This is a genomic window from Acinetobacter sp. YH12108 (assembly GCF_013419055.1).
GTDB lineage: Bacteria > Pseudomonadota > Gammaproteobacteria > Pseudomonadales > Moraxellaceae > Acinetobacter.
The window spans coordinates 162,238-184,588 of the sequence record NZ_VPAW01000002.1 but is presented as its reverse complement, the minus strand read 5'-3'; the positions used below and the strand labels follow the sequence as shown (position 1 = coordinate 184,588).

21 protein-coding genes are annotated in these 22,351 nt (G+C 42.9%); 15 read left to right on the top strand and 6 right to left on the bottom strand.

The window, feature by feature from the left end:
- The first annotated feature begins 20 nt into the window (after nucleotides 1–20).
- Together FTU46_RS02385 and FTU46_RS02380 are read left to right on the top strand one after the other, a co-directional pair.
- Nucleotides 21–2,027, top strand: a complete 2,007-nt coding sequence (locus FTU46_RS02385) for a hypothetical protein (protein ID WP_180104261.1) — start codon at nucleotides 21–23, stop codon at nucleotides 2,025–2,027.
- An 87-nt stretch (nucleotides 2,028–2,114) separates the two neighbouring features.
- Complete coding sequence (locus FTU46_RS02380; RefSeq protein WP_180104260.1) at nucleotides 2,115–3,830, top strand: AAA family ATPase; 1,716 nt, start codon at nucleotides 2,115–2,117, stop codon at nucleotides 3,828–3,830.
- 209 nt (nucleotides 3,831–4,039) lie between these two features.
- Here FTU46_RS02380 and FTU46_RS02375 read toward each other — a convergent pair whose 3' ends face one another.
- On the bottom strand, nucleotides 4,040–4,492 hold the full coding sequence (locus FTU46_RS02375) for a DUF441 domain-containing protein (protein WP_159124011.1): 453 nt from the start codon (nucleotides 4,490–4,492) through the stop codon (nucleotides 4,040–4,042).
- 135 nt (nucleotides 4,493–4,627) lie between these two features.
- On the opposite strand from FTU46_RS02375, the gene FTU46_RS02370 reads away from it, so the two are divergent.
- On the top strand, nucleotides 4,628–5,335 hold the full coding sequence (locus FTU46_RS02370; RefSeq protein WP_166139411.1) for a pseudouridine synthase: 708 nt from the start codon (nucleotides 4,628–4,630) through the stop codon (nucleotides 5,333–5,335).
- 10 nt (nucleotides 5,336–5,345) lie between these two features.
- Here FTU46_RS02370 and FTU46_RS02365 read toward each other — a convergent pair whose 3' ends face one another.
- The 3 genes from FTU46_RS02365 to FTU46_RS02355 all read right to left on the bottom strand — a co-directional run bounded on the left by FTU46_RS02365 (nucleotide 5,346) and on the right by FTU46_RS02355 (nucleotide 7,258).
- Complete coding sequence (locus FTU46_RS02365) at nucleotides 5,346–5,789, bottom strand: GNAT family N-acetyltransferase (RefSeq protein ID WP_004784033.1); 444 nt, start codon at nucleotides 5,787–5,789, stop codon at nucleotides 5,346–5,348.
- A 99-nt stretch (nucleotides 5,790–5,888) separates the two neighbouring features.
- Nucleotides 5,889–6,236, bottom strand: coding sequence for a type II toxin-antitoxin system RelB/DinJ family antitoxin (locus tag FTU46_RS02360; protein WP_159124009.1), 348 nt, complete (start codon nucleotides 6,234–6,236; stop codon nucleotides 5,889–5,891).
- Between the two features lie 113 nt (nucleotides 6,237–6,349).
- Nucleotides 6,350–7,258: an RluA family pseudouridine synthase gene (locus FTU46_RS02355; RefSeq protein WP_180104259.1), complete on the bottom strand. Its 909-nt coding sequence runs from the start codon at nucleotides 7,256–7,258 to the stop codon at nucleotides 6,350–6,352.
- 129 nt (nucleotides 7,259–7,387) lie between these two features.
- Between FTU46_RS02355 and tsaE the strand changes: the two genes are divergently transcribed.
- The 4 genes from tsaE to hfq all read left to right on the top strand — a co-directional run bounded on the left by tsaE (nucleotide 7,388) and on the right by hfq (nucleotide 11,397).
- Nucleotides 7,388–7,864: a tRNA (adenosine(37)-N6)-threonylcarbamoyltransferase complex ATPase subunit type 1 TsaE gene (tsaE, locus tag FTU46_RS02350; protein WP_034590094.1), complete on the top strand. Its 477-nt coding sequence runs from the start codon at nucleotides 7,388–7,390 to the stop codon at nucleotides 7,862–7,864.
- Nucleotides 7,857–9,827, top strand: coding sequence for a DNA mismatch repair endonuclease MutL (mutL, locus tag FTU46_RS02345; protein ID WP_180104258.1), 1,971 nt, complete (start codon nucleotides 7,857–7,859; stop codon nucleotides 9,825–9,827). The genes tsaE and mutL overlap by 8 nt, the downstream gene beginning before the upstream one ends.
- Nucleotides 9,828–9,833: 6 nt before the next feature.
- Nucleotides 9,834–10,778 carry a tRNA (adenosine(37)-N6)-dimethylallyltransferase MiaA gene (gene miaA / locus FTU46_RS02340; protein ID WP_180017625.1) on the top strand — a complete coding sequence of 315 codons (945 nt, stop codon included), beginning with the start codon at nucleotides 9,834–9,836 and terminating at the stop codon, nucleotides 10,776–10,778.
- 91 nt (nucleotides 10,779–10,869) lie between these two features.
- A complete protein-coding gene (hfq, locus tag FTU46_RS02335; RefSeq protein WP_180104257.1) occupies nucleotides 10,870–11,397 on the top strand; it encodes an RNA chaperone Hfq in 528 nt (175 codons plus the stop codon).
- A gap of 102 nt (nucleotides 11,398–11,499) precedes the next feature.
- On the opposite strand, the gene FTU46_RS02330 is transcribed toward hfq, so the two are convergent.
- Together FTU46_RS02330 and lptC are read right to left on the bottom strand one after the other, a co-directional pair.
- Nucleotides 11,500–12,807, bottom strand: coding sequence for a peptidylprolyl isomerase (locus tag FTU46_RS02330; RefSeq protein WP_004784026.1), 1,308 nt, complete (start codon nucleotides 12,805–12,807; stop codon nucleotides 11,500–11,502).
- Nucleotides 12,807–15,278 carry an LPS export ABC transporter periplasmic protein LptC gene (gene lptC / locus FTU46_RS02325; RefSeq protein WP_166139457.1) on the bottom strand — a complete coding sequence of 824 codons (2,472 nt, stop codon included), beginning with the start codon at nucleotides 15,276–15,278 and terminating at the stop codon, nucleotides 12,807–12,809. Before lptC ends, FTU46_RS02330 begins: the two co-directional genes overlap by 1 nt.
- Nucleotides 15,279–15,399: 121 nt before the next feature.
- Here lptC and FTU46_RS02320 point away from each other — a divergent pair, with 121 nt between their 5' ends.
- The 8 genes from FTU46_RS02320 to msbA all read left to right on the top strand — a co-directional run bounded on the left by FTU46_RS02320 (nucleotide 15,400) and on the right by msbA (nucleotide 22,351).
- On the top strand, nucleotides 15,400–16,413 hold the full coding sequence (locus FTU46_RS02320; protein WP_159124004.1) for an aminoglycoside phosphotransferase family protein: 1,014 nt from the start codon (nucleotides 15,400–15,402) through the stop codon (nucleotides 16,411–16,413).
- Complete coding sequence (gene murU / locus FTU46_RS02315; protein WP_180068812.1) at nucleotides 16,414–17,103, top strand: N-acetylmuramate alpha-1-phosphate uridylyltransferase MurU; 690 nt, start codon at nucleotides 16,414–16,416, stop codon at nucleotides 17,101–17,103.
- Between the two features lie 85 nt (nucleotides 17,104–17,188).
- Nucleotides 17,189–17,821 carry a 16S rRNA (guanine(527)-N(7))-methyltransferase RsmG gene (rsmG, locus tag FTU46_RS02310; protein ID WP_166139427.1) on the top strand — a complete coding sequence of 211 codons (633 nt, stop codon included), beginning with the start codon at nucleotides 17,189–17,191 and terminating at the stop codon, nucleotides 17,819–17,821.
- A gap of 24 nt (nucleotides 17,822–17,845) precedes the next feature.
- Nucleotides 17,846–18,628: a ParA family protein gene (locus tag FTU46_RS02305; protein WP_004784019.1), complete on the top strand. Its 783-nt coding sequence runs from the start codon at nucleotides 17,846–17,848 to the stop codon at nucleotides 18,626–18,628.
- Entirely contained in the window at nucleotides 18,625–19,512 is an 888-nt protein-coding gene (locus tag FTU46_RS02300) for a ParB/RepB/Spo0J family partition protein (protein ID WP_004784018.1), read from the top strand. Before FTU46_RS02305 ends, FTU46_RS02300 begins: the two co-directional genes overlap by 4 nt.
- 37 nt (nucleotides 19,513–19,549) lie before the next feature.
- Entirely contained in the window at nucleotides 19,550–20,191 is a 642-nt protein-coding gene (locus tag FTU46_RS02295; RefSeq protein WP_180104256.1) for a MotA/TolQ/ExbB proton channel family protein, read from the top strand.
- 10 nt (nucleotides 20,192–20,201) lie between these two features.
- Complete coding sequence (locus FTU46_RS02290; protein WP_159124000.1) at nucleotides 20,202–20,624, top strand: biopolymer transporter ExbD; 423 nt, start codon at nucleotides 20,202–20,204, stop codon at nucleotides 20,622–20,624.
- Complete coding sequence (gene msbA, locus FTU46_RS02285; protein ID WP_180104255.1) at nucleotides 20,624–22,351, top strand: lipid A export permease/ATP-binding protein MsbA; 1,728 nt, start codon at nucleotides 20,624–20,626, stop codon at nucleotides 22,349–22,351. The genes FTU46_RS02290 and msbA overlap by 1 nt, the downstream gene beginning before the upstream one ends.

The window sequence follows — 22,351 nt, the reverse complement described above, 5'->3', positions numbered from 1 at the left end:
GTTAAAACGAAGGGGGAAATATGGAACAGGAGGGTTTGTTACTGCCATTCAGACAGCTCGCTGAACAATGCCTCATTATTTTTCCTGAGTTAAATCAGCTGTATCTGGATCAAATGGCGCTTATTGGTCATGTGAATGCCCAGAATTTGTTCAGGATTCATCAGGATGAGCATCGAATTGATCTGCTTAATGGCTTATTAAATATACAGCTATATACACCTCAAGATTTAAATCTGGAAAGTCCCCATGCCTTAGCAGAAATGCAGATTGATTCCAGGCTGGCTAAAGCAGAGGCTTTGGAAGAGTTTTTCTTTCAGGATATTTACTTTCTGACTGGCGATTTAAAGCCCCAGCATTCCCTGTTTTTACGTGATAAAGCCAAACAGCTCCGTCAACTTATTATTGATCAAGTCTATATATGGGTTAATGCGCCTGACCGAGTTGCTAATTGCTTAAAACAGATGTCGCTTGTGCAGGCTGAAATCATCGACTCCTTTATGATTAAAGCCGAAGTTTATACTCAGCCTTGTATCAGTAATTGTCTTCAAAGTGGACATGAGATTCCGGCGCATGTTTTAAAACAGCTACAGCAAATCTTTTCCTTGCAATATTTGCAGCTAGATGAGTTTCTATCGATTCAGTCAGTGATGGACAGTCTGGATGCATTCTGTTTCAGTGCGCCCGAGTTTCTGCACCCAGCGACTTTCCGGATTATCTCCTTATCCTTTGAAAACCGGTTCAATCTGCATGAGCTGAATGACCATATTGACGATATCCGTTTGCTGTATCGGCATGCCGAAGAGCAAAGTCATCTACTGGGCTTTGTACGGCTGATGAATCGTGATAGCTGGCATCGGAGTGATCTGCTATCCAAACGCAATTTTCTGGAAAATAATCCTTATTTATGGCAGAAAAAAGTCGCCAAACTTCCTTTATTTGACTGTCATCGGGTAGTGAACTGGTTATTTAAACAGCCTGCGGAAATTTTGGATTGGCTGAGCAGCAATATTCAACATAGCAGTGTGCGGGTGGCGGCAACAGCTTTAAGCTTTATCGATACGCATCATGTTCATCCGCAGATTGTTTTAGCTACCTTGCAATATTTTCAATATATCGCAGCACGTCTGTTTATTGATGATGTTCATCAATATGCTCTTCAGCATTGCTGGTTTGAGCATGAGCGGAATCGAACAGTTGTTCTCAAAGGGACGCGTCAGGCTATTGAGGATCATCGTATTGCGATTAGTCCATCGATTTTATATCTGGATGAATGGATCGGATTATTGCGGGATGTAGTGGCAATGGATGATCAGATAACTAAAAGGGTCTATGCCAACTTAAGCCGAGTGATGCAAGCTTATATGCAGCATCTGTATAAGATTACCTGTGATTTGCCTGAGGATGTGTTGGCTTATATTCGGCCTCAAACTCAGCAAGACCGTAATTTTTATAACGTGCTACAACGTAACCAGATTCCATTTGTAGAGTTCAGGAAGCGTTTTTATTTACACGCCCGGCATGTGCGGGAATCCTGTTTTGACGGTTATATCCGCGATTATCTGCCGGAGTATTTTTCTACTCAAACAGAAGTGCCTAAGAATTTAAGCTGGACCAGTTTATTTATGCAGGCAGTTGCCTGGCATGAGCAGATTCAGAAGCAGGAAATTATTGCCAAGCTCAAAAAAGACTTTGCTTTAGCCAGCTGGAGGCCGCTGACACAGGCACATTTTCTACTGTATTTTAATTGGCGTTTTGAGGAGTTGAAAACACTAGAGCGGATTATTGAAGAGGCCAGAATATTCCGGAACTGTCTGGCTGCAAGTTATGCACAGCGTATAGTCGAAGGTGAATATGTGGCTTTTCGCATGTCACATCCTGCAATCAAATTACCTCTGATTTTAGGCTGTCAGTTGCAGAATGACCAAGTCATCTTTGACCAGCTTGAGTATCCAAATAATCAAAAAGCGGAAGTTGAATATATCAATATTGCCCAGCATTTTATTAACTGGTTAAACCTGCAGGCTTGACCTGATTCAATGCTTTTCTGTCCGTGAAGCTTAACTTTTCCGGCAAAAATCGTTAGGCTATAGCCGTTCTTTTACGGTATCTCTTTTATGAAACAGGAAACTGCACTTAAACTCTTAAAAGCAGGGGAAAATGTCTTTTTAACCGGTTCTGCGGGTGCAGGGAAAACTTATACGCTCAATCAATATATTAATTATCTGAAAGCCCGTAAGGTGTCGGTCGCCATTACTGCATCGACTGGTATTGCGGCAACGCATATGAATGGCATGACCATTCATACTTGGGCAGGGATCGGGATCAAAGACTTTTTGTCTGAAGAAGACCTGAAGCGGATGAAAGAGCGTAAATACCTGAAAGAACACTTGGAAAATGCGCAAGTTCTGATTATTGATGAAATTTCTATGCTGCATGCCAAGCAGCTCAATCTGGTCAATCAGGTGCTAAAATATTTCAAGGAAAGCGATGAAGCTTTTGGCGGGATTCAAGTCATTGTTGCAGGAGACTTTTTCCAGTTACCGCCTGTTGGAAAAAATGATGAGCGTAACCGCGATAAATTCTGCTTTATGTCGGATGCCTGGGTTGAAGCCAAGTTTCGGATTTGTTATCTGACCGAGCAGCATCGTCAGGGTAATGATTATCTGAATGATATTCTGAATGCCATTCGTGCGCAGGCCATTTCACCTGAACATCGTTCAGCACTACAGGCCACACGTCAGCAGGATATTGGCGATACTTATACACGTCTCTATACCCACAATATGGATGTCGACAGCATTAACTTTAAACATCTGAATGAAATTGATCAGGATCCCCGCCAGTTTGATGCGCAATGTGATGGTAATGAAAAACTGATAGAAACCTTGAAGTCTTCAGTCCGTGCACCCGAAGCCTTAACCCTGAAAAAACATGCCAAAGTCATGTTCGTGAAAAATAATTTCGATATGGGCTATATCAACGGCAGCTTAGGTGAAGTGATCGGCTTTGAAGATGATGATGAGCATGGTGTTCTGCCAAAGGTCAAACTGACAGATGGAACTACATTAATTGTAGAGCCTGAAACCTGGTCAGTGGATAATGAAGCAGGCAAAACCATTGCCAGTTTCCAGCAGATTCCACTACGTCTGGCTTGGGCGATTACCATTCATAAGTCTCAAGGCATGACGCTAGAAGCTGCTGAGATTGACCTGAGCCATACCTTTGAAAAAGGTCAGGGCTATGTAGCATTATCCCGTTTAAAAAGCTTAAATGGTCTACGCTTGAAAGGCTTTAATGAACAGGCTCTGGAACTGGATAGTCTTGCCATTAAGGCTGATCGCCGTTTTCAGGAACTGTCAGATGAAGCAGAAGCGAATTTTGAAAACGTGGATTTGACTGTACAGCATAAGGCCTTTATCCGTCATTGTGGTGGCACTTTGAATGAAGTCGAGATCCAGCGTAATGAGAAGAAAATTGCCAAAAATGGTGGCAAGCAAAACTACGCGACTGCAACCTTGGATGAAACCCGTGAATTGTTTGAAGAAGGTTATGAGATTTCCGATATTGCCACTGAACGTGGCTTGACACCTGCCACTATTATTAATCATTTAGGACGTTTGCATAAAGAGCAAGGGCTGGATATCTCAGTAGCTCATCCGGGTGAGGAAGTTGTTGAACAAGTCCGCAAGATTTATAAGCGTCTGACTAAACGTCAAAACTCAGATCATTTCAATGATGACGGCAGTATTAAATTACGTCCGATCGTGGAACTGACCAGTCCGCGTATGGGTTATGATCAGGTACGTTTGGCTTTGCTGTTTGTGGAATAAAATTTGAGTTTTTAAATTTTAGTATTTAACGTGAGCTTTTACTTTTGAGAGATCAAAAGTAACAAAAATCTTTTGTTGGATTGAAGGTACATCCTGTACCTCAATCCAACGAGCGACATCCATGTCGCTGATCATGTGATTTAATACTTTGCAGTTCATAATTTTAGAATGTTAATTTTTAAGAATATTGCACAATCATGGTTAAAGGCTTATTGCGTTCCAATCAATAACGATAAAATCCCGGCCGCAATTAATGGCCCGACAGGAACACCACGAAGTACCGCGACACCTGCGACTGTACCAATTAATAGACCTGCAACGACATCAGGCTGACTCGACATCAGTTTCACCCCACGTCCACCAAGCCAGGCAACGAATAGACCGATTGCAATTGCCAGTAAAGATTTCCAGCTCAGAAATGATTTAAGAATACTGTCACCAGGAATTTTCCCGCTAGCAATCGGAGTCAATACGCCAATGGTTAAAATAATAATCCCGATATTTAGGCCATGTTGCTGTACATAAGGTAAGAGTTCATTGAGAGGCGTGATTTTTAATACGATCAACACGGCCGCAGCAATGGTCACAGCAGTATTATGACTAAAAATACCGCAAGCCAGTAGAACCAGAAGAACAAGCAGATTCAGATCAAGTTGGGACATGAGGAGATAAAAAAATGAAAAGTCACAGGATTATAGGCTTTTTAGCCATTTAAAGGGAGAATGCTCTACAAGAAATGAATCTGGTTAGTTTTCAGTATAGAATGCGCCTATCTTTCGATAAACAGGTTCAGACAGATGCTATTGGAAAAAATGTTGCAATCACAAGGTTTCGGTTCACGAAAACATTGTCAGCAACTGATTAAAAATGGTGCTGTTTCGATTCAGGGCGAACTCATCGATAACCCCAAGCATAAGCTGAATCTGCAAGATCTGACTTTTAGCGTCTATGGTCATGAGTATCGCTATCGGGAAAAAGTATATATCGCGCTCAATAAGCCTCAAGATTATGAATGCTCACATCAGGCTACCCATCATTTCAGTGTATTTGATCTGTTTGATGATACCTTGTTAAACCGTGGAATCCAATGTGTAGGTCGTCTCGATCAGGACACCACCGGACTGTTATTGCTGACGGATGATGGTCAGTTTTTACAAGCGTTGACCCATCCTAAGAAACATGTAGCGAAAGTCTATCAGATGACTACTGCCGATCCCGTAACAGATGAGCAGATTCAACAGCTTGAACAGGGTGTGGAATTGAGAAATGAAAAAGGCACCTTTGCTGCTACAGATATTGTTCGTCTGGATGACAATCGTCTGCAAATGACCATTCATCAAGGGGTTTATCATCAGGTGAAACGTATGCTGGCAGCTGTTGGCAATAAAGTGGAACAGCTGCATCGTGCCCAGATTGGTGCGTTGGCCTTGAATGAGCTGGCAATAGGGGAATGGACCTATCTGGACGCAGAACAAGTGGCACAGGCAAAATTCCGTACCGGATAAAGTCTAGTATTTATTTCAGGAAACAATGGAATGTCACGAATTCATTGTCCTGAATAAATCCAAGTGACTCATAAAGTTTATGTGACTGATAATTGGTTTTTTGCGTTTCCAGGCTGATTCGAAGCGCATTTTCATGTCGGGCAAATAAAATAGCAGTATCAATCAGTTGCTTGGCTGCACCATGCCGGCGATAAGGCGGGCTAATATAGACATCGTCCAGCACATAATAGGTAGAACATGCGACTGAGGAAAATCTTAAATACAGCAGAATAAATCCGGTAAAAATATCATCCTTAGTGTTGATAAAAATGACAGTTTGACCATCTTCAAAACGCTGTTTCAGAAACTCGTAAGATAAATCCAGATTGGAAGAAGTACCATAAAATTGACGGTACTCATCAAATAAAACGGCCAGGTTAGGTAGATCTTCTGACTGGGCGCGTCGCACGATCATCGGCTTACTCCATGTTAATTTTATTATTTATCATTAACATCAAGCATAGCGAAGTTTGAAAGGAGAGAAACTTAAGAATTGTTCGTAAATGCAACAATGTTAAATTTTGTCGCTTTCACCTAAAATGGCATTCAGTTCTTCAAATAAATCAAAATGATCATCATCCAGATTCATTTCCTGATGATCTGCTGGAATCGCTGTAGCACTTGGACTTGAGCTTTGTTCTGCCTTAATTTCATTCTGTTTCTGCTTGCGTAACTTGATCAGCTGTTCCAGATTAATATTCTGATTTTCAATCGAGAAGGGGATTGATTTGGTCAGAACCACCTGTTTAAAAAAAAGACGAACTGCCTGAGCCGGCGTAATCCCCAATTGTTTAAATACTGCAAATGCCTGTTTCTTTTCTTGGGAATCCAGGCGAATTTGATAAACTTCAGTTTTTCTCATAATATTTTCAAAGCTTTAAATTACTTAACTTTTCGCCTTATTCTAATCGATAACTTCGGGATTTCAATCCTCAAGTTGCCGTTTTTAGAAAATAATCTGTAATGACAAGAGATTTACAGTGTCAATTCAAGTTTAGAGCTAAATTGCATCTGCTTTTGGGTAACTGGATCCGTAAACTGAATGTGTTTGGCCAGTAGCTGTAACGGTGCAGAAAAATCATCATCCGCCTTATGGGAAACCTGCGGATAAAAAGGATCATTCTGGATCGGAATCCCCAAATGACTTAAGTGTACCCTTAACTGATGCTGCTTTCCTGTATGTGGTTTTAGCTCATATTTGCCCCATTGCTGATCATGTTGCAGCAATTGAATTTCGGTTTCGCTATTAGGTTCTCCTTCTACCACCTGCATGGTATAAAAGGGCTGGCCTTTCTCCATTTTCAACTTTGTGATGAGCGGAAAACTTAAATCATCACGATAAGCCGCAATCGCATGATAGGTTTTCTGTACCTGCCGAGTCGCAAACATTTGCTGATAAACGCCACGCGATTGCACACATTTTGAAATCAGCACCACACCTGCCGTTTCACGATCCAATCGATGAATCGGAGTAAGATGTTCATTTCCAGTTTGCTGTTTTAGGCGTACCAGCAAGGTTTCCTGTACATATTGTCCAGTAGGACTCATGGTCAGAAAATGCGGTTTATCTACGACCAGCAGATGCTCATTTTCAAATAGAATCTGATGCTGAAAAGGAACATGCACTTCGTGTGCCAAAAAACGATAATAAAAACAATGAGTATTTGCTTGAAAAGAACTTTCGATGCTTAAGGTGTTGCCCTGAGCATCATAAACCAGACCATTATCGAAACGGGATTGCCATTCGCTCGACTCAATATGTGGAAATTGTGCACAGAGATAGGAATAGACTGTCTTGGGTGAATCAGCTGTCGCTTGCAGGAATACTTTACTTGCCGTAACCCCATTCAGCATGGGTGGGCTAAATTCAACAGTCGAAGTCATCACAACGTGGATCTATCTCTGGTCTGGAACGGATGCTGTGAAAAAATACAGTTTCTCACAGAGGTGAATAGGCTTTTAAAGCGTTGCGATGCTATCATAATTATTCTTTTTCATCATGTCGTGAGTAATATGCCTTATTCATTTAATGTCACTTTAAAACATGAAGATGACACCCAAAATCTGGCCAAAGTTCTGGCAAATAATTTTTCTTCGGGCGTTATATATCTGATTGGTGACTTGGGTGCGGGGAAAACCACGCTGACGCGTTATTACTTACAACAACTCGGTCATAAAGGCTCAGTAAAAAGTCCGACTTATACGCTGGTGGAGCCGTATCAGGTGAATGGTCAGGATATCTTTCATTTTGATTTATATCGTCTCAATGACCCTTATGAACTTGAATTGATGGGAATTCGGGATTATTTAGAAACTCCCAATGCGCTATTTTTATTTGAATGGCCTTCTAAGGGTGGCGATGAAATCCCACAAGCCGATTTAATTATTGAAATTTTAAAATCAGAAGATGAGCTGACCCGTACTGCAAGTCTGATTTCTTCTAATCTGGCATTACAGCAAGCTTTGGAGCGTGAATTCCCAAATGGTTGATGATTTAAGCATACGCCGTATCCGTGCACTTGATCCTGCGCTGGCGAACCAGATTGCCGCAGGTGAGGTGATTGAACGTCCTGCATCTGTGGTCAAGGAGTTGCTGGAAAACTCGATTGATGCAGGTGCGACCGAGCTGATCATCCGGGTGGAACAGGGCGGCAGTACGCTGATTGAAATCATTGACAATGGCCGAGGCATTCATCATGAGGATTTGCCACTGGCCGTGATGCGTCATGCGACCAGTAAGATTCAAACGGCTGAAGAGCTGCATGCGATTACCAGCTTGGGCTTTCGTGGTGAAGCGCTGGCCTCGATTGCCGCAGTGTCTCGTCTGACTTTAACCAGTAGCCGGAATGAAGATGGCATTGGCTATCAGGTCGAAGTGAACGGCACGGCTTTTGATCATCAGGATATTCAACCGGTCGCGGCATCTAAAGGAACCCAGATCCGGGTGCAGGATTTATTCTTCAATGTTCCGGCGCGGCGCAAATTTCTGAAAAAGCCAGGCACTGAATTTGGACATATCGAAGAAATTGTTCGCCGTATGGCTTTAACGCATTTCGATATTCGCTTTGTATTGGAACATAACCAAACCATCAAGCTGAATTTGCCGGTTGCCGATAGTGGTGCTTTGCGTTTTCAACGTGTGCAACAATTACTTGGCCGTCAGTTTACTGAAAATGCTTACTGGATTGATGCAGACAGTATCAATATGCGTTTATCAGGCTGGCTCGGACATCCTTCGGATGCACGGGCTCAAGCCGATCTGCAATATGTCTATGTGAATGGCCGGATCGTTAAAGACAAGACCATTTCGCACGCTTTGCGTATGGCTTATGATGGTATTCTGCATGGCCATCAGCATGCCGCTTATTTACTATTTCTGGAAATCGATCCAGAAAGCATCGATGTTAATGTACATCCGACCAAACACGAAATTCGTTTCCTGAACCAGCGTGAAGTACATGAATTTGTACGTCACTATGCCAAGGAAACTCTGGCGCAATTTCAGACTGCGAGTGCTGATCTGGCTGAGGCGATGAAACCTGAGTCTGAAGCTGTTGCGATTACACCTCAGCCACGCTATCAGGAGCAGTTTAGCCTGCATCAGGCTGTAACCACTCAACCGGTTATTCCAGCCACATCTCCGTATCATCAGCGTGAAGAAGAAACTTCTGATGTGTTAACGGATTTTGAGTCATCTGGTCCACAAACTGTGTATTATGCGCAGGATTACAGCAAATCATATTCGGGTTCACAGCAGCTGAATAATGCCTTGAAAAGTTATCTCGCGCCTTTAAGAGAAACTGAACAGGAAACCAATACTTCAGCATCGGATACATTTCAGTCACATTTACAAAGTAAAGTAGATGAGCATCCTTTGGGGATTGCGATCGCTCAACTGCATGGTATTTATATTCTGGCGCAAAATACGGAAGGCCTAATCATCGTAGATATGCATGCGGCGCATGAGCGTATTCTGCTGCAACAGATGAAAATGGCTTGGGATAAACCGGAATTCTGGATATCCCAGCAATTGCTGATTCCTAAAGTGGTGAGCATTAGTCGTATGCAAGCCATGCGTGTTGACGAACTCAAAGATCAACTCGCTCGTTTAGGCCTGGAAATTGACCAGTATGGTGATGAACAGGTCATTGTACGGGGCGTACCGGCTATTTTACATAAGGCTGATTTTGATGCCTTGATCCCTGAATTATTGAATGATCTGGATCCTAATGATCAGGGACAGGGTTTAATGCAGAAACGTGACCAGATTCTTGCAGGTATGGCCTGTCATGGTGCAGTACGTGCACATCGAATGTTGAGTCTGTCAGAAATGAACGCTTTGCTGCGCCAGATGGAACAAACTGAATTTGCGAGCCAATGTAATCATGGTCGTCCAACCTGGCGAGCATTTCCATTGTCTCAACTTGATAAACTTTTCGCTCGAGGAGAGTAGCCTTACATGTCCAATCAACTGCCGGTCATCAATTTAATGGGACCAACTGCAAGCGGTAAAACTGCTTTGGCATGTGAACTATACGAGCAAGGTCATTTTGAGCTGATTTCTGTCGATTCTGCGCTAGTTTATCGGGAAATGGACATTGGTACAGCGAAGCCATCTAAAGAGGAATTAGGGCGCTATCCGCATCATCTGATTGATATTATTAGCCCGCTCGAAGTCTATTCTGCAGCAAACTTTGTCGAAGATGCTTGCCGTCTGATTGATGATATTCATGCGCGTGGTAAAACACCAATTTTGGTGGGTGGCACCATGCTGTATTTTAAGGCCTTACTTGAAGGCTTATCTGACAATTTGCCAAGTGCAGATTACGCAGTACGTGCCCAGATCGAAGAGAAAGCCGCTCGTGAAGGGTGGGAAGCGGTGTATGCTGAATTATGTCAGGTAGATCCCTTAGCAGGTCAGAAATTTAAAGTCAGTGATAAACAGAGAATTATCCGTGCATTAGAGGTTTTTAAGCTAACAGGTGAGCCGATTACAAAACTACAAGCAGAACAACCAAAAAATTTACCATATCGTTACAGTTTCCATAATTATGCCTTAATGCCCGATCGGTTAGAATTGCACAAACGTATTGAAAAACGTCTTGAAATTATGTGGAAAAACGGATTTTTAAATGAAGTTAAAGGATTAATGGGAAAATACGATTTTGACGAAAATTTACCCTCAATGCGTTCAGTAGGTTACCGCCAAGCCATAGAATTCTTAAAAAAAGGTGACCTAAGTCATGAAAAACAACGGGAAATGGAGGATAAGGCTTTATTTGCGACACGACAACTTGCCAAACGTCAATATACCTGGTTGAGATCTTTGCAAGAAAAGCATAAATTTACAACATATTTTACGCTCGAGCAGGCCCAAGAAGACTTGCGAAACTGTCACGGATAAAGCAAAATTTGAGTACTATCTTTTTTATAATTTTTAATTGAAAAATAGAGATAGTTTTTTGCGCTGATTTTTAAATTTTTGGAGTTATAACATGTCTAAAGGTCAAACTTTACAAGATCCATTCTTGAATTCTCTCCGTAAGGAACGTATTCCAGTTTCTATCTTCCTGGTAAACGGTATCAAATTACAAGGTCACATCGAGTCTTTTGACCAATACGTTGTATTATTAAAAAATACAGTAAGCCAAATGGTTTACAAACACGCGATTTCTACAGTTGTACCTGCACGTAACCCTCGTCCAGCTGGTGCTCCTGCTGGTCCACAAGGTGCTGGCTTCGGTGGTCAAGGCGGCGCAGGTGGCTTCGGTGGTCAAGGCGCTGCTGGTGGCTTCGGCGGTCAAGGTGGCTTCGGCGGTCAAGGCGCTGGCTTCGGCGGTCAAGGCGCTGGCTTCGGCGGTCAAGGCGGCTTCGGTAGTCAAGGTGGCTTCGGCGGTCAAGGTGGCTTCGGTGGTCAAGGTGCTGGTTTTGGTGGTCAAGGTGCTGGTTTTGGTGGTCAAGGCGCTGGTTTTGACAACGATTCAAAATTTGAAGATTCTTCTGACGACGAAAACAATCGTTAATCGGATCTGAAATAAAAAAGCCTCTTAATAAGAGGCTTTTTTATTGCTTAAAAAATTGAGCCATTAAAAAAGCCAGCATTATGCTGGCTTTCTTTTCTTAAATTAACGAGCGCGTTTAGGATCTAGCTGAGGATCTTTGATTTCTACATAGGCATTGCTACGGGTTTCACGTAACCAGCTATCTAGCTCAGCATCAAACTGGCGTTCACCCAGGATCTGGCGTGCCATACGTTCCTGATATTCCTGAGTCATATCCTGTTGACGTGTATCGGTCACTTGCAGGATATGCCAGCCAAATTGTGACTGGAACGGTTCACTAATTTGACCTACTGGCGTACTTTTCATACGCTGTTCAAATTCAGGTACCATGACACCTGGGCTGACCCAGCCCAAACTTCCGCCATCACGTGCTGAACCTGTGTCATTAGAGAAAGTAGATGCCAATACTGCAAAATCTTCACCTTGCTTAAGACGCGTATACAAGCTATCAATCATCTGTTTGGCATTTTCTGGGCTAACCACTTCTGATGTTTGAATCAGAATATGACGGGTCTGGTACTGAGGAACCAGTGCTTTTTGCTCACCACCTTTACGCTCTAGAAGTTTCAGGACATGCACGCCATCTGCAGCAGGAATCAGTTCAGATGTTTGACCCGCTTGCAAAGTAGAAACACGTGCAGCGAGTTCTCCAGGAATTTCTGACAGGTTCCGAACACCCATATCAGACGCATCTACTTTAATATCGCCAGTTGAATATTTTTTGCTGATCGCCTGAATATCATTGCTGCTGCTTAAATCATTTCTTACTTGTGCTGCAACCTGTTGTGCATTTTCTCCGGTTATACGTAAATGCAGAACATGTACCTGGCTGCCTAACAAAGCTTGACCTTGCGGTGTATTCAGGAAGTTTTTCACATCCTGATCACTGATTTGAATACGTGAATTTACGGCTTGCTGGCGTAAACGGCTAAGTGCCAGATCTTCAGCAATACGGTTACGTAAAGAGGCATAAGTATTCGGCGCGATAGCATCCAGTTTTTGCTGAAAAGCTTCTAAGCTAGGGGAGCCTGAATCACGTGCTACTTTAAGCACTGCTTCATTTAAAGATTTTTCATCTGGGCGGATATTGTAGCGTTTGACCTGTTCCAGTTGAGCCTGACGTACAATTAACTGTTCAAGTGCTTGTTGTTCAAGATAAGGTTGCGGGGGAACAGGCTTGTTTTGCTTTTGCAATTGGTGAGAAATTTCAGCAACGCTTTGTGCCAGATCACTACGCAGAATAGCGCTATTGTCGACAACAGCTACAACTTCATCTTTAGGTTGGGCAACAGCAAAAGTCGTCATCGCTGAAGAAAGACATAGCGCAAGTGCGGTCGCTTTAAAAATTTGTTTTAACTGTTTTGTCTTCATTAACGTTCTGTCCAAGTTTGATTGATATTGTTAAAACCTAGAATACGATTTTCTAGTAATGAGGTTAGCTTGTTGCTCAACCCGCCAAGACCTTTAAGCGTTACTTCAGCCATTACTGCACGTTTCGCTTTCACATCTGGGTCATTGATATCGTCTAGGTCATTGTAGTATGAGCGGCCATAAACAGATACTCCCCAACAGCATGACTCATAGTTTACGCCAAGTAAATATTCACGTGCGACACTATTATCCAGGTCAAATTGCGCATGGCCGACCAGACGCCAGTTATTGGCAATTGGCTGGATAAATGAGCCAACCACCTGATCATAACTTTCCTGGCGGTTTGGAATATCTTTACGATAGAAATAGCCTACGTTATACAGATTGCCCTGATCGCCCGTATAATAAACCTGTACATCACGCTGGGCATTGGAGCCATTCGACATCCAGCTAGAATTCAGGTTGACATGCACGTTTTTGTTTAACTGACTTCTAAGCTGAATAACTGGACCAGTATGGCTTTCACGGTCAAATTTATCTGCTTCACGATCTAATGTGACACGGCGATCTTCAAAGAAGAAACTTTGTCCCACACTGGCGCGTAATCGCTCTAAACCTTCTTCATTAAATAAACTGTAACTAAGACCTAAAGAAGCGAAGTTATTGTCTTCTAAGCGGTCATTACCATAGAAGCGGCGTGCACTAAATAATTGGTCATAATTAATTGAGGCTACGACAGAGTCAAAGTTTGGCTGATTGCGCTGATTTTCATACGGTGAATAAGCGTAAAACAGGCGAGGCGTCAAGGTCTGTAAATAGCGACCATCTTTTTCAAAAATTAAACCGGTGTCCAGCGTAAATTGTGGCACTACGATAGAATGATTTTCACTTGATGAGCTGGTTTGATTATTATTAATACGATCAATAGTATCTTGATCATAGAAAGTATTGATATTGCGTAATGTTGCCTGAGGAATGAAGAATGACCAAGGGGTAAAGTGATTATAGCGTACCGAGAAATCATTATAGATGCGTGTACCACTTGGTTGATAGATGGCTTCATCACCGGTATCAATATTTTCGATATTTCTGATGTCTTTCTGGAAATAAGCTGTATCGTTATTAAATTCGTATTGTAAACCCAGTGGGTTACCGGTCTTATAATTCACCAAAAGCTGCGGCAAACGCGCATAAGGGCGGTCTTCATCCAGAACGGCAGGATCAAGCGTCTGGAAATCTTCAACTTTAAATTGAGCTTTTAAGCCGGGGATACCATTTTTATAATTAACTTCCCAAGCACGGCGCAAGTTCAGGTCTGTTTTTGAATCTGGGTTATTATCCAGATCGGCAAAAAAGTCCTTGTCTGATGCGTAATTATATTCAAGATTTGTTAAGAACTGATCGTTGATTTGCCAGTTATGCAGGAAGTGCAGGTCTTTACGGTCTTTATTGCTATAACTTTCATCAGATGGCAGGTAGCCACCCCAAATCCGGCCTTCACCATAGTTTTCTGTTAGATAACGAAACTCGCCATCCAGCATCGCACCACGGTCACTAATATAACGTGGCGTAATGGTCGCATCATATTGTGGTGCCAAATTGAGATAAACCGGCACACCTAATTCCAGGCCGCCATCATTGGTAAATCCGAAAGTTGGCGTCAGAATCCCAGTGGTACGGCGATCATCGATTGGGAAGTTAAAATAAGGAACAGCGAGTACCGGAACATCTTTCACATAGAGCTTGGTATTACGGGTTTCACCGCGACCGGTTTCCTGATTCAGCTTGATTTGATCTGCCTGAATTTTCCAGGTCGGTTTCTGTTCAGGTGGACAGGTGGAATAGGTGGCATTTTCCAGTTCAAGCGTATCGTCAGAGGTTTTGGCAATCTTTTCAGCACGACCATGCGCATGCTGTTCTTCGGCAATGAAGAAACTGTTGTTTAAGTCACCTTGCTGGGTTTTCAGGTTGTAATTGATATCATCGCTTTGCGAAATCAAGCCACCTTGAGCCAATTGGACTTGACCTTCTGCCTTAGCATAAGTTTGAGTCTGATCAATCGTCACGCGTTCCGCACGAATCTGGCGACCTTCCTGATCAATGACCACATTGCCTTCTAAGTAGGAATCACCGGCCGGATTATAATGACCATAGTCTGCAGTAATGGTTGAAGTTGCCTGTTCAGGGTCAATCGTCGGTGCATCAGGTGCAATAGGAGTGACCCAGGCACCTTCACAATAGGCTGAACTGAGATATTTACCTTGACGCTGCTGTGCTTCTGGTGAAGATTTATCCACATAATATTGTGAGAAGAATGCTTCACCGGGATAGGTCTCATTAATGCGCTGTTTGAGTTGTTCCGCATTTACATTGGATGAGTCATTTGATGCAGCATAGCTTGAGACCGAGCTACTACATAAAAGGGTTAAGATCGCAGTCGCTAGAGGGTTTATTTTAAAGTGATGCTTCATTTGTCTCATTAACCAATCATGCTTTTATCGCAATTAATTATTGTCGCATCATAGAGAAAAAGTTGATAAGTAGCTACACTTAGCACTTTAAAAACTCAGCCTGTACTAGAATTTATTGCAAATGAATACTCAACGCGAACAATTGATACAATCTTGGATTGCTTCTGTACTCGGTTCAGATCAATTTGAAACACATTTTTTAGCAGGCGATGCAAGTTTTCGTCGTTATGCACGAATCAAACTGAATAATAAAACATTTATGCTCATGGATGCACCACCAGAAAAAGAAGATTGTGTGCCTTTTGTGACGATTGATGAATTTTTTGATGCCCATGGCGTACGTGTTCCACACATTGTGGCCAAAGACCTGGAAAATGGCTTTTTGCTGCTCGAAGATTTTGGTGATGTGCTGTTATCAAATCTGCTAAATGATCAGACGGTTGATGCCTATTATGAGCAAAGTTTTAAACAGCTGATTCAGCTGCAGTCCATTCCTGGAGAAGGTCAGTTTCCTGCTTATTCTTATGAGAAGCTTATTTCTGAAATGGAGCTGCTGACTGACTGGATGCTGCCTGCTCTAAAAATTCAGCCAACAGAATCAGAGTCCGCTCTGATCAAGCGCACATTTGCGATACTGGCGAATGCTGCTTTGGCACAACCACAAGTCATTGTGCATCGTGATTTCCATAGCCGTAACCTGATGAAAATCGAAAATGAAACCGAACTGGGTGTGATTGATTTTCAGGATGCAGTAATCGGTGCTGATACCTATGACCTGATTTCGATTACCCGTGATGCCTATGTGCAGTGGAATGCAGATCGGGTGTATCGCTGGTTTAAAGTGTTCTATGACCTGTTACCAGCAGCGGCAAAACAGGACCGTGATTTCGAACAGTTCAAAAAAGATGCGGATATGATGGCCATTCAGCGCCATATCAAGATTTTAGGTATTTTTGTCCGCTTGTTTGAGCGAGATGGGAAATCTGGCTATCTAAAAGACCTGCCACGTGTGATGTGGTATCTGCTGGAAGAAACCAAAGACTATCCTGAATTACAGCCATTTATGCAGTTCATTCATGAAAAAGTGATGCCAGCTTTTGAAGCAAAATATGGTTCATACGAGGTAGCGGCCTAAATGAAAGCGATGATTCTCGCGGCTGGCTTGGGCAACCGCATGCGTCCTTTAACTTTGCATACCCCAAAACCTTTACTAGAAGTGGGTGGTAAGCCGCTAATTGTCTGGCATATTGAAAAACTGGCTGCGATGGGCGTGAATGAAGTTGTCATTAATACGGCTTGGTTAGGTGAAAAATTGGCTCAGGCGTTGGGTGATGGTTCACAGTTTGGTGTCAAGATTTTATGGTCACATGAAGGTGAAGGTCTGGAAACAGCCGGTGGCATTATTAATGCTTTACCACTGCTTGGTGATGAGCCTTTCATTTTGGTCAATGGCGATGTCTGGACGACTATGGACTTTGCACCTTTATTGAATGTTGAGCTGGGTGAAAATCTGGCGCATCTGGTATTGGTACAAAACCCGGAACAGCATCCAAACGGTGATTTCACACTTGCTGACGGCAAGGCTTATACCTTTGATCAGCAGATCAGTGGTGAAAATCTGACTTTTAGCGGTGTATCAGTGATTCATCCGAAAATGTTTGCAGGCTTAGAGGCTGGAAAGCGTCCTTTGGCACCATTATTAAAAGCAGCAATGCTGGAAAATAAGATTGCTGCCTCTAAATTGACAGGCATTTGGGTAGATGTAGGAACGCCTGAGCGTTTGAATGCACTGGATTCAATGATCCGTGAAGGGAAGTCTGCTTAAGTGAATATTCACTAAGCACTCCCTACTGTGCCAATATAGAGAAAACGGTATACTTCCACTTAACTTTTTCGAGCGTTGATTGTTTATGCACACGTTTTTTCAAGAACTAAAGCAGGGTAGCCAGGCTTTAGGTTTAGAGCTGTCGGATGAAGCTTTAAATTTATTACTCAAGTACCAGGATGCTTTGGTACTGTGGAATAAAGCATACAATTTGACTGCAATCCGTGATCCTAAGGAAATGCTGGTTAAGCATCTGCTTGACAGTCTAAGCATTCTAAAGGATTTGCCTGCAGGTCGTTTGCTCGACATCGGGACTGGTGGTGGTATGCCGGGCATGATCATTGCTTTATGTCAGCCTGAGCGTGATTGCGTACTACTGGATTCAAATGGTAAAAAAATTCGTTTCCTCAAGCAGTTTATTGCAGACCTAAAATTAAAAAATGTCATTGCAGTACAAACCCGTGTGGAAAATGAAGACAGTATCAATGAGCTGGGTCAGTTTGATGTGATTACCAGTCGTGCATTTGCTTCATTGACAGATTTTGTGAATGCGTCTAAACCGTATATGCATGAGCAGAGTATTATTGCTTCCATGAAAGGTTTGATTCCTGAAGAGGAAGTGGCAGCATTAAAAGATGAATTTAGCTGTCAGATTATTGAACTGAAGGTTCCGCGCTTGGACGAACAACGTCATTTACTTCTATTAAAACGTATTTAAAATTTTTGAAGGATCGGGGTCAACATGGCACAAATTATTGCGATTGCCAACCAGAAAGGTGGTGTCGGTAAAACCACAACCGCAGTAAATTTGGCGGCATCTCTCGCTGTGCTAAAAAAACGCGTTTTGCTTGTGGATATGGATTCTCAAGGTAACGCGACCATGGGGTCGGGGATTCAGAAAAATGACCTGCTGTATTCAGTGACTGATGTATTGCTGGGTGAAGTGCCGATTGAAACTGCGATCACCAAGGCTGAAGTTGGATACAAGGTTTTAGGGGCAAACCGTGACCTGGCTGGTGTGGAGCTGGCGATTGCTGAGCAAAAAGGCCGTGAATTTATTTTGCGTGAAGCTTTGCAGGAAATTGAATCCTCATTCGACTATATCATTGTTGATTGTGCACCAAGCTTAAGCTTGATTACCGTGAATGCACTGGCAGCAGTGGATGGCGTGATTATTCCGATGCAATGCGAATATTATGCTCTCGAAGGCCTGGCTGATCTGACACAAACCATTGACCGCATTCAGCAAGCACTTAATCCAGATCTGCAGATCGTGGGTGTATTGCGTACCATGTATGATGCTCGAAATGCCTTGACCCGTGATGTTTCAGAAGAGTTAGAGCAATATTTTGGTAAAAAACTTTATGAAACCGTGATTCCACGTAATATCCGTCTAGCTGAAGCGCCGGCACATGGTCTACCGGTTATTTATTTTGAAAAAAGTTCAAAGGGTGCAGTTGCTTACTTAAATCTGGCAGCTGAAGTATTAAAGAAAAGCAAAGTGAAAAAAGGAAGTAAAGCATGACCGTCAAGAAACGTGGACTCGCCAAAGGTCGTGGTTTAGATGCCTTGCTGGGATCAATTCAAAAAGAAAAATTACAACTCGAAGCACAAGGTCTTGATCATGGTCAGTTGAAACAGATTGATGTCAATCTGCTGAAACGTGGTGAATATCAGCCACGTCGCTATATCAATGAGCAGGATCTGCAGGAACTGGCCGCATCGATTGAGAAGCATGGCATCATGCAGCCAATCGTGATCCGTCCGGTCGATGATGAACGCTATCCATACGAGATTATTGCGGGTGAGCGTCGTTGGCGTGCGGCACAGTTAGCAGGTCTGACTGAAGTTCCTGCGATTGTGCGTGAGCTGAATGATCAGGTCGCAATTGCATTAGCTTTAATCGAAAACATTCAGCGTCAGGACCTGAACCCGATTGATCAGGCGATGGCTTTGCAGCGTTTCCATGACGAGTTTGGTTTAAGCCATCAGGAAATTGCCGATACCGTCGGTAAGGCACGTACTACAGTAAGTAATCTACTGCGTCTGCTAACTCTGGCTGAAGAAGTAAAAGACTTTATGCAGCAGGGCCTGCTGGATATGGGACATGCACGTGCCATCCTGACTTTGAAGGCTAAAGATCAGCTTAAAGTTGCTGAGATGGTCATTGAAAAGAGCCTGTCAGTACGCCAAACTGAACAGTTGGTACGCGACTACAATGCACCGAAAACAGAAAAACCAAAAGCAGCGATTGCGCCGGACATTCAGCAGTTGACTCAACGTCTGTCTGAGCGCTTTAGTGCGGATGTTAAAATTGACTACAACAAGCAAGGGAAAGGCAAACTGGTCATTAGCTATCATTCTTTAGAAGAGCTGGACGGGATTCTTTCGATCCTGGGCGACGAATAATTAATTTAAAATTTGTTTTTATTGGGGAATAAATCAGATGTGGGAATTGGTTAAAGCAGGCGGCTGGTTGATGCTGCCGCTGGTATTGTGTTCGATATTTATGCTAGCGATCTCGGTCGAGCGCTTCATTCGTTTAAAAAAGAGTCTGGTACTGCCCAACTCACTTCTGATGGGTCCTGCACAAAATGCAGAACAAGCTATGAAAAAGCTGCAACAAAGTTCAGCTTTGAAAAACAGTACTTTGGGTCGTGTATTTACAGCTGGTTTTGAAGCGCGTCACCAGTCTGAGCAATATGCTCGTGCCCAGATGGAAGTGGTAGCTTCACAGGAAATTGGCTATCTGGAAAAGAATATTAATTTTCTGGGTACTTTGAGTGCAGTAGCGCCTCTACTCGGTTTGCTGGGTACAGTGATTGGGATTATTGAATCATTCTTAATGATTGATGTCGGTACTAATAGTGACCCAGTATTAATGATGCCGGGTATTTCCAAAGCACTGATCACGACAGCAGCGGGTATGCTGATTGCTATTCCTGCTTTATTTGCACATCGTTATTTCCAGCGTCTGGTTCAGGAATATGTGGCGGAACTTGAACAGCAAGCAACGTTATTTCATGCCAACCTGTTCTATTTAAATGCTTCAGATGATGTAGAAGAACGCATCAAGAAAGCAAGTTAGGAGCAGGGGCATGAAATTTAAACGTAACCAGGTGGAAGATGTACATATCAATCTGACGCCCATGATTGATTGCCTGCTATTTATTTTGGTCTTTCTGCTGCTTTCAACCACGTTTAACCAGATGAGCCGAATGAACCTGACGCTTCCAGATGCGCAAGGTGTACCGCCCAAGAATTTTGATCAGAAAATTGAAGTGATTGTGGATTCCAATGGCCACTATGCCGTGAATGGTCAGTCTATTGCCAGTAAAGATGCAGCAGATTTAAATACGGCAATTAAACAGATTTCGAATGAACGTCGTGATTTAATGTTTGTCATTGCCGCTGATGCAAAAGCGACACATCAGGATGTTATTCGTGTCATGGACGTTGCAGGGCAACTTGGCTTTGTCAATGTCAACATCAGTACGAAAGTACCAACTCGAGGTTATTAGTGAAGCACGATTTTAAGGTCTATCTTCGCCTTTTAAGCTATTTAAAACCATTTTGGGGCACAGCCTTAATTGTCCTGCTTGGTTTTTCTATAAATGCGGCGACAGAAGTTTCTGTAGCCAAATTACTGGAATATATCATTGAGGCGATACAAAACAGAGACCAGGGTTTCACCTTACTTTTCCCATTCTTAGTGGTAGTACTGATGTTCTTCCGGGGCTTAGGTCTATTCCTCGGTGGGTATTATACGGCGGTCATCTCCCGTAATCTGGTATTTAATATTCGTCAGGAAGTCTTTGCCAAAATATTGCGTTTGCCTGCGCAATATTTTCTGGACAATACCAGCGGTCATATTACGGCCAAAATTATGTATAATGTTGAGCAGCTCACCGCAGCCTCAACTGAAGCACTTAGAACGATCATTCAGCAAGGTCTGATCACAATTGCCTTATTGGGATATCTTTTATATACCAACTGGCGTTTAACCATGTGTATTCTGATCTTTGGACCCGTGATTGGTTTTGTGATCAGTAAAGCTTCAAAACGGATGCGCAAGCTATCACAACAGGTTCAGGACACTATGGGTGATGTGAACCATGTGGTTCAGGAAACGGTAAATGCCAATCTGATTGTCAAAGGTTTTGGTGGTCAGATTTATGAGCAGGAACGCTTTAAACAGAATTCTTTGGAAAATCTACGCCGTGGCTTGAAAATGGTGGCAGTACAGCAGCTGAACAGTCCAGTGGTACAGCTGATCATGTCAGTTTCACTCAGTATCGTGATGTATATTGCATTGCGCCCACAAATTTTGGGAGATACGACTGCGGGTGAATTTGTTGCTTATATTACAGCTGCTGGCATGTTGGCGCGACCAATCAAGACATTAACTGATGTGAATGAAAAAATTCAGCGTGGTATGGCGGCCGCACATTCTGTGTTTGAATTGCTAGATATGCCTGAAGAGCATAATACCGGCAAACTCAATGATGCCTTAAAAGGCAACATTCAATTTAAAGATGTCAATCTGGTTTATGGCGATGGTCACCATGCGATTCATGACTTTAACCTAGAAGTGAAAGCGGGCGAGACTGTAGCATTGGTTGGGCGTTCAGGAGCAGGTAAAACCTCGCTGGTGAATCTGTTGGTACGTTATCAGGAAACTTCATCCGGGCAAATTTTACTGGATCAAAAACCGATTACTGATTATGAGTTGACTGCTTTACGTACCCAGATCGCGATGGTAAACCAGCAGGTAGTGCTGTTTAACCGTACTGTTCGTGAAAATATTGCTTATGGCCAGCTAGAAAATGCGAGTGATGAAGAAATCATTGCAGCGGCAAAAGCTGCCTATGCACATGATTTCATTATGGCCTTGCCACAAGGTTATGATACGCCACTGGGTGCTCAAGGTCTGAATCTGTCAGGTGGTCAGCGTCAGCGTATTGCGATCGCCCGTGCTATTCTGAAAAATGCACCGATTCTGATTCTGGATGAAGCGACCAGTGCGCTGGATAATGAATCTGAATACTTTATTCAGCGTGCCTTTGATCAGGCGATGCGAGATCGGACTACGATTGTGATTGCCCACCGTCTATCAACAATTGAAAATGCCGACCGCATTGTAGTGATGGATCAAGGTCGTATTATAGAGCAGGGTAATCATGCTGAGCTGATTGCACGTCAAGGTGCTTATTATCAGCTGTACCAACGTAATTTCGAGGAACATTAA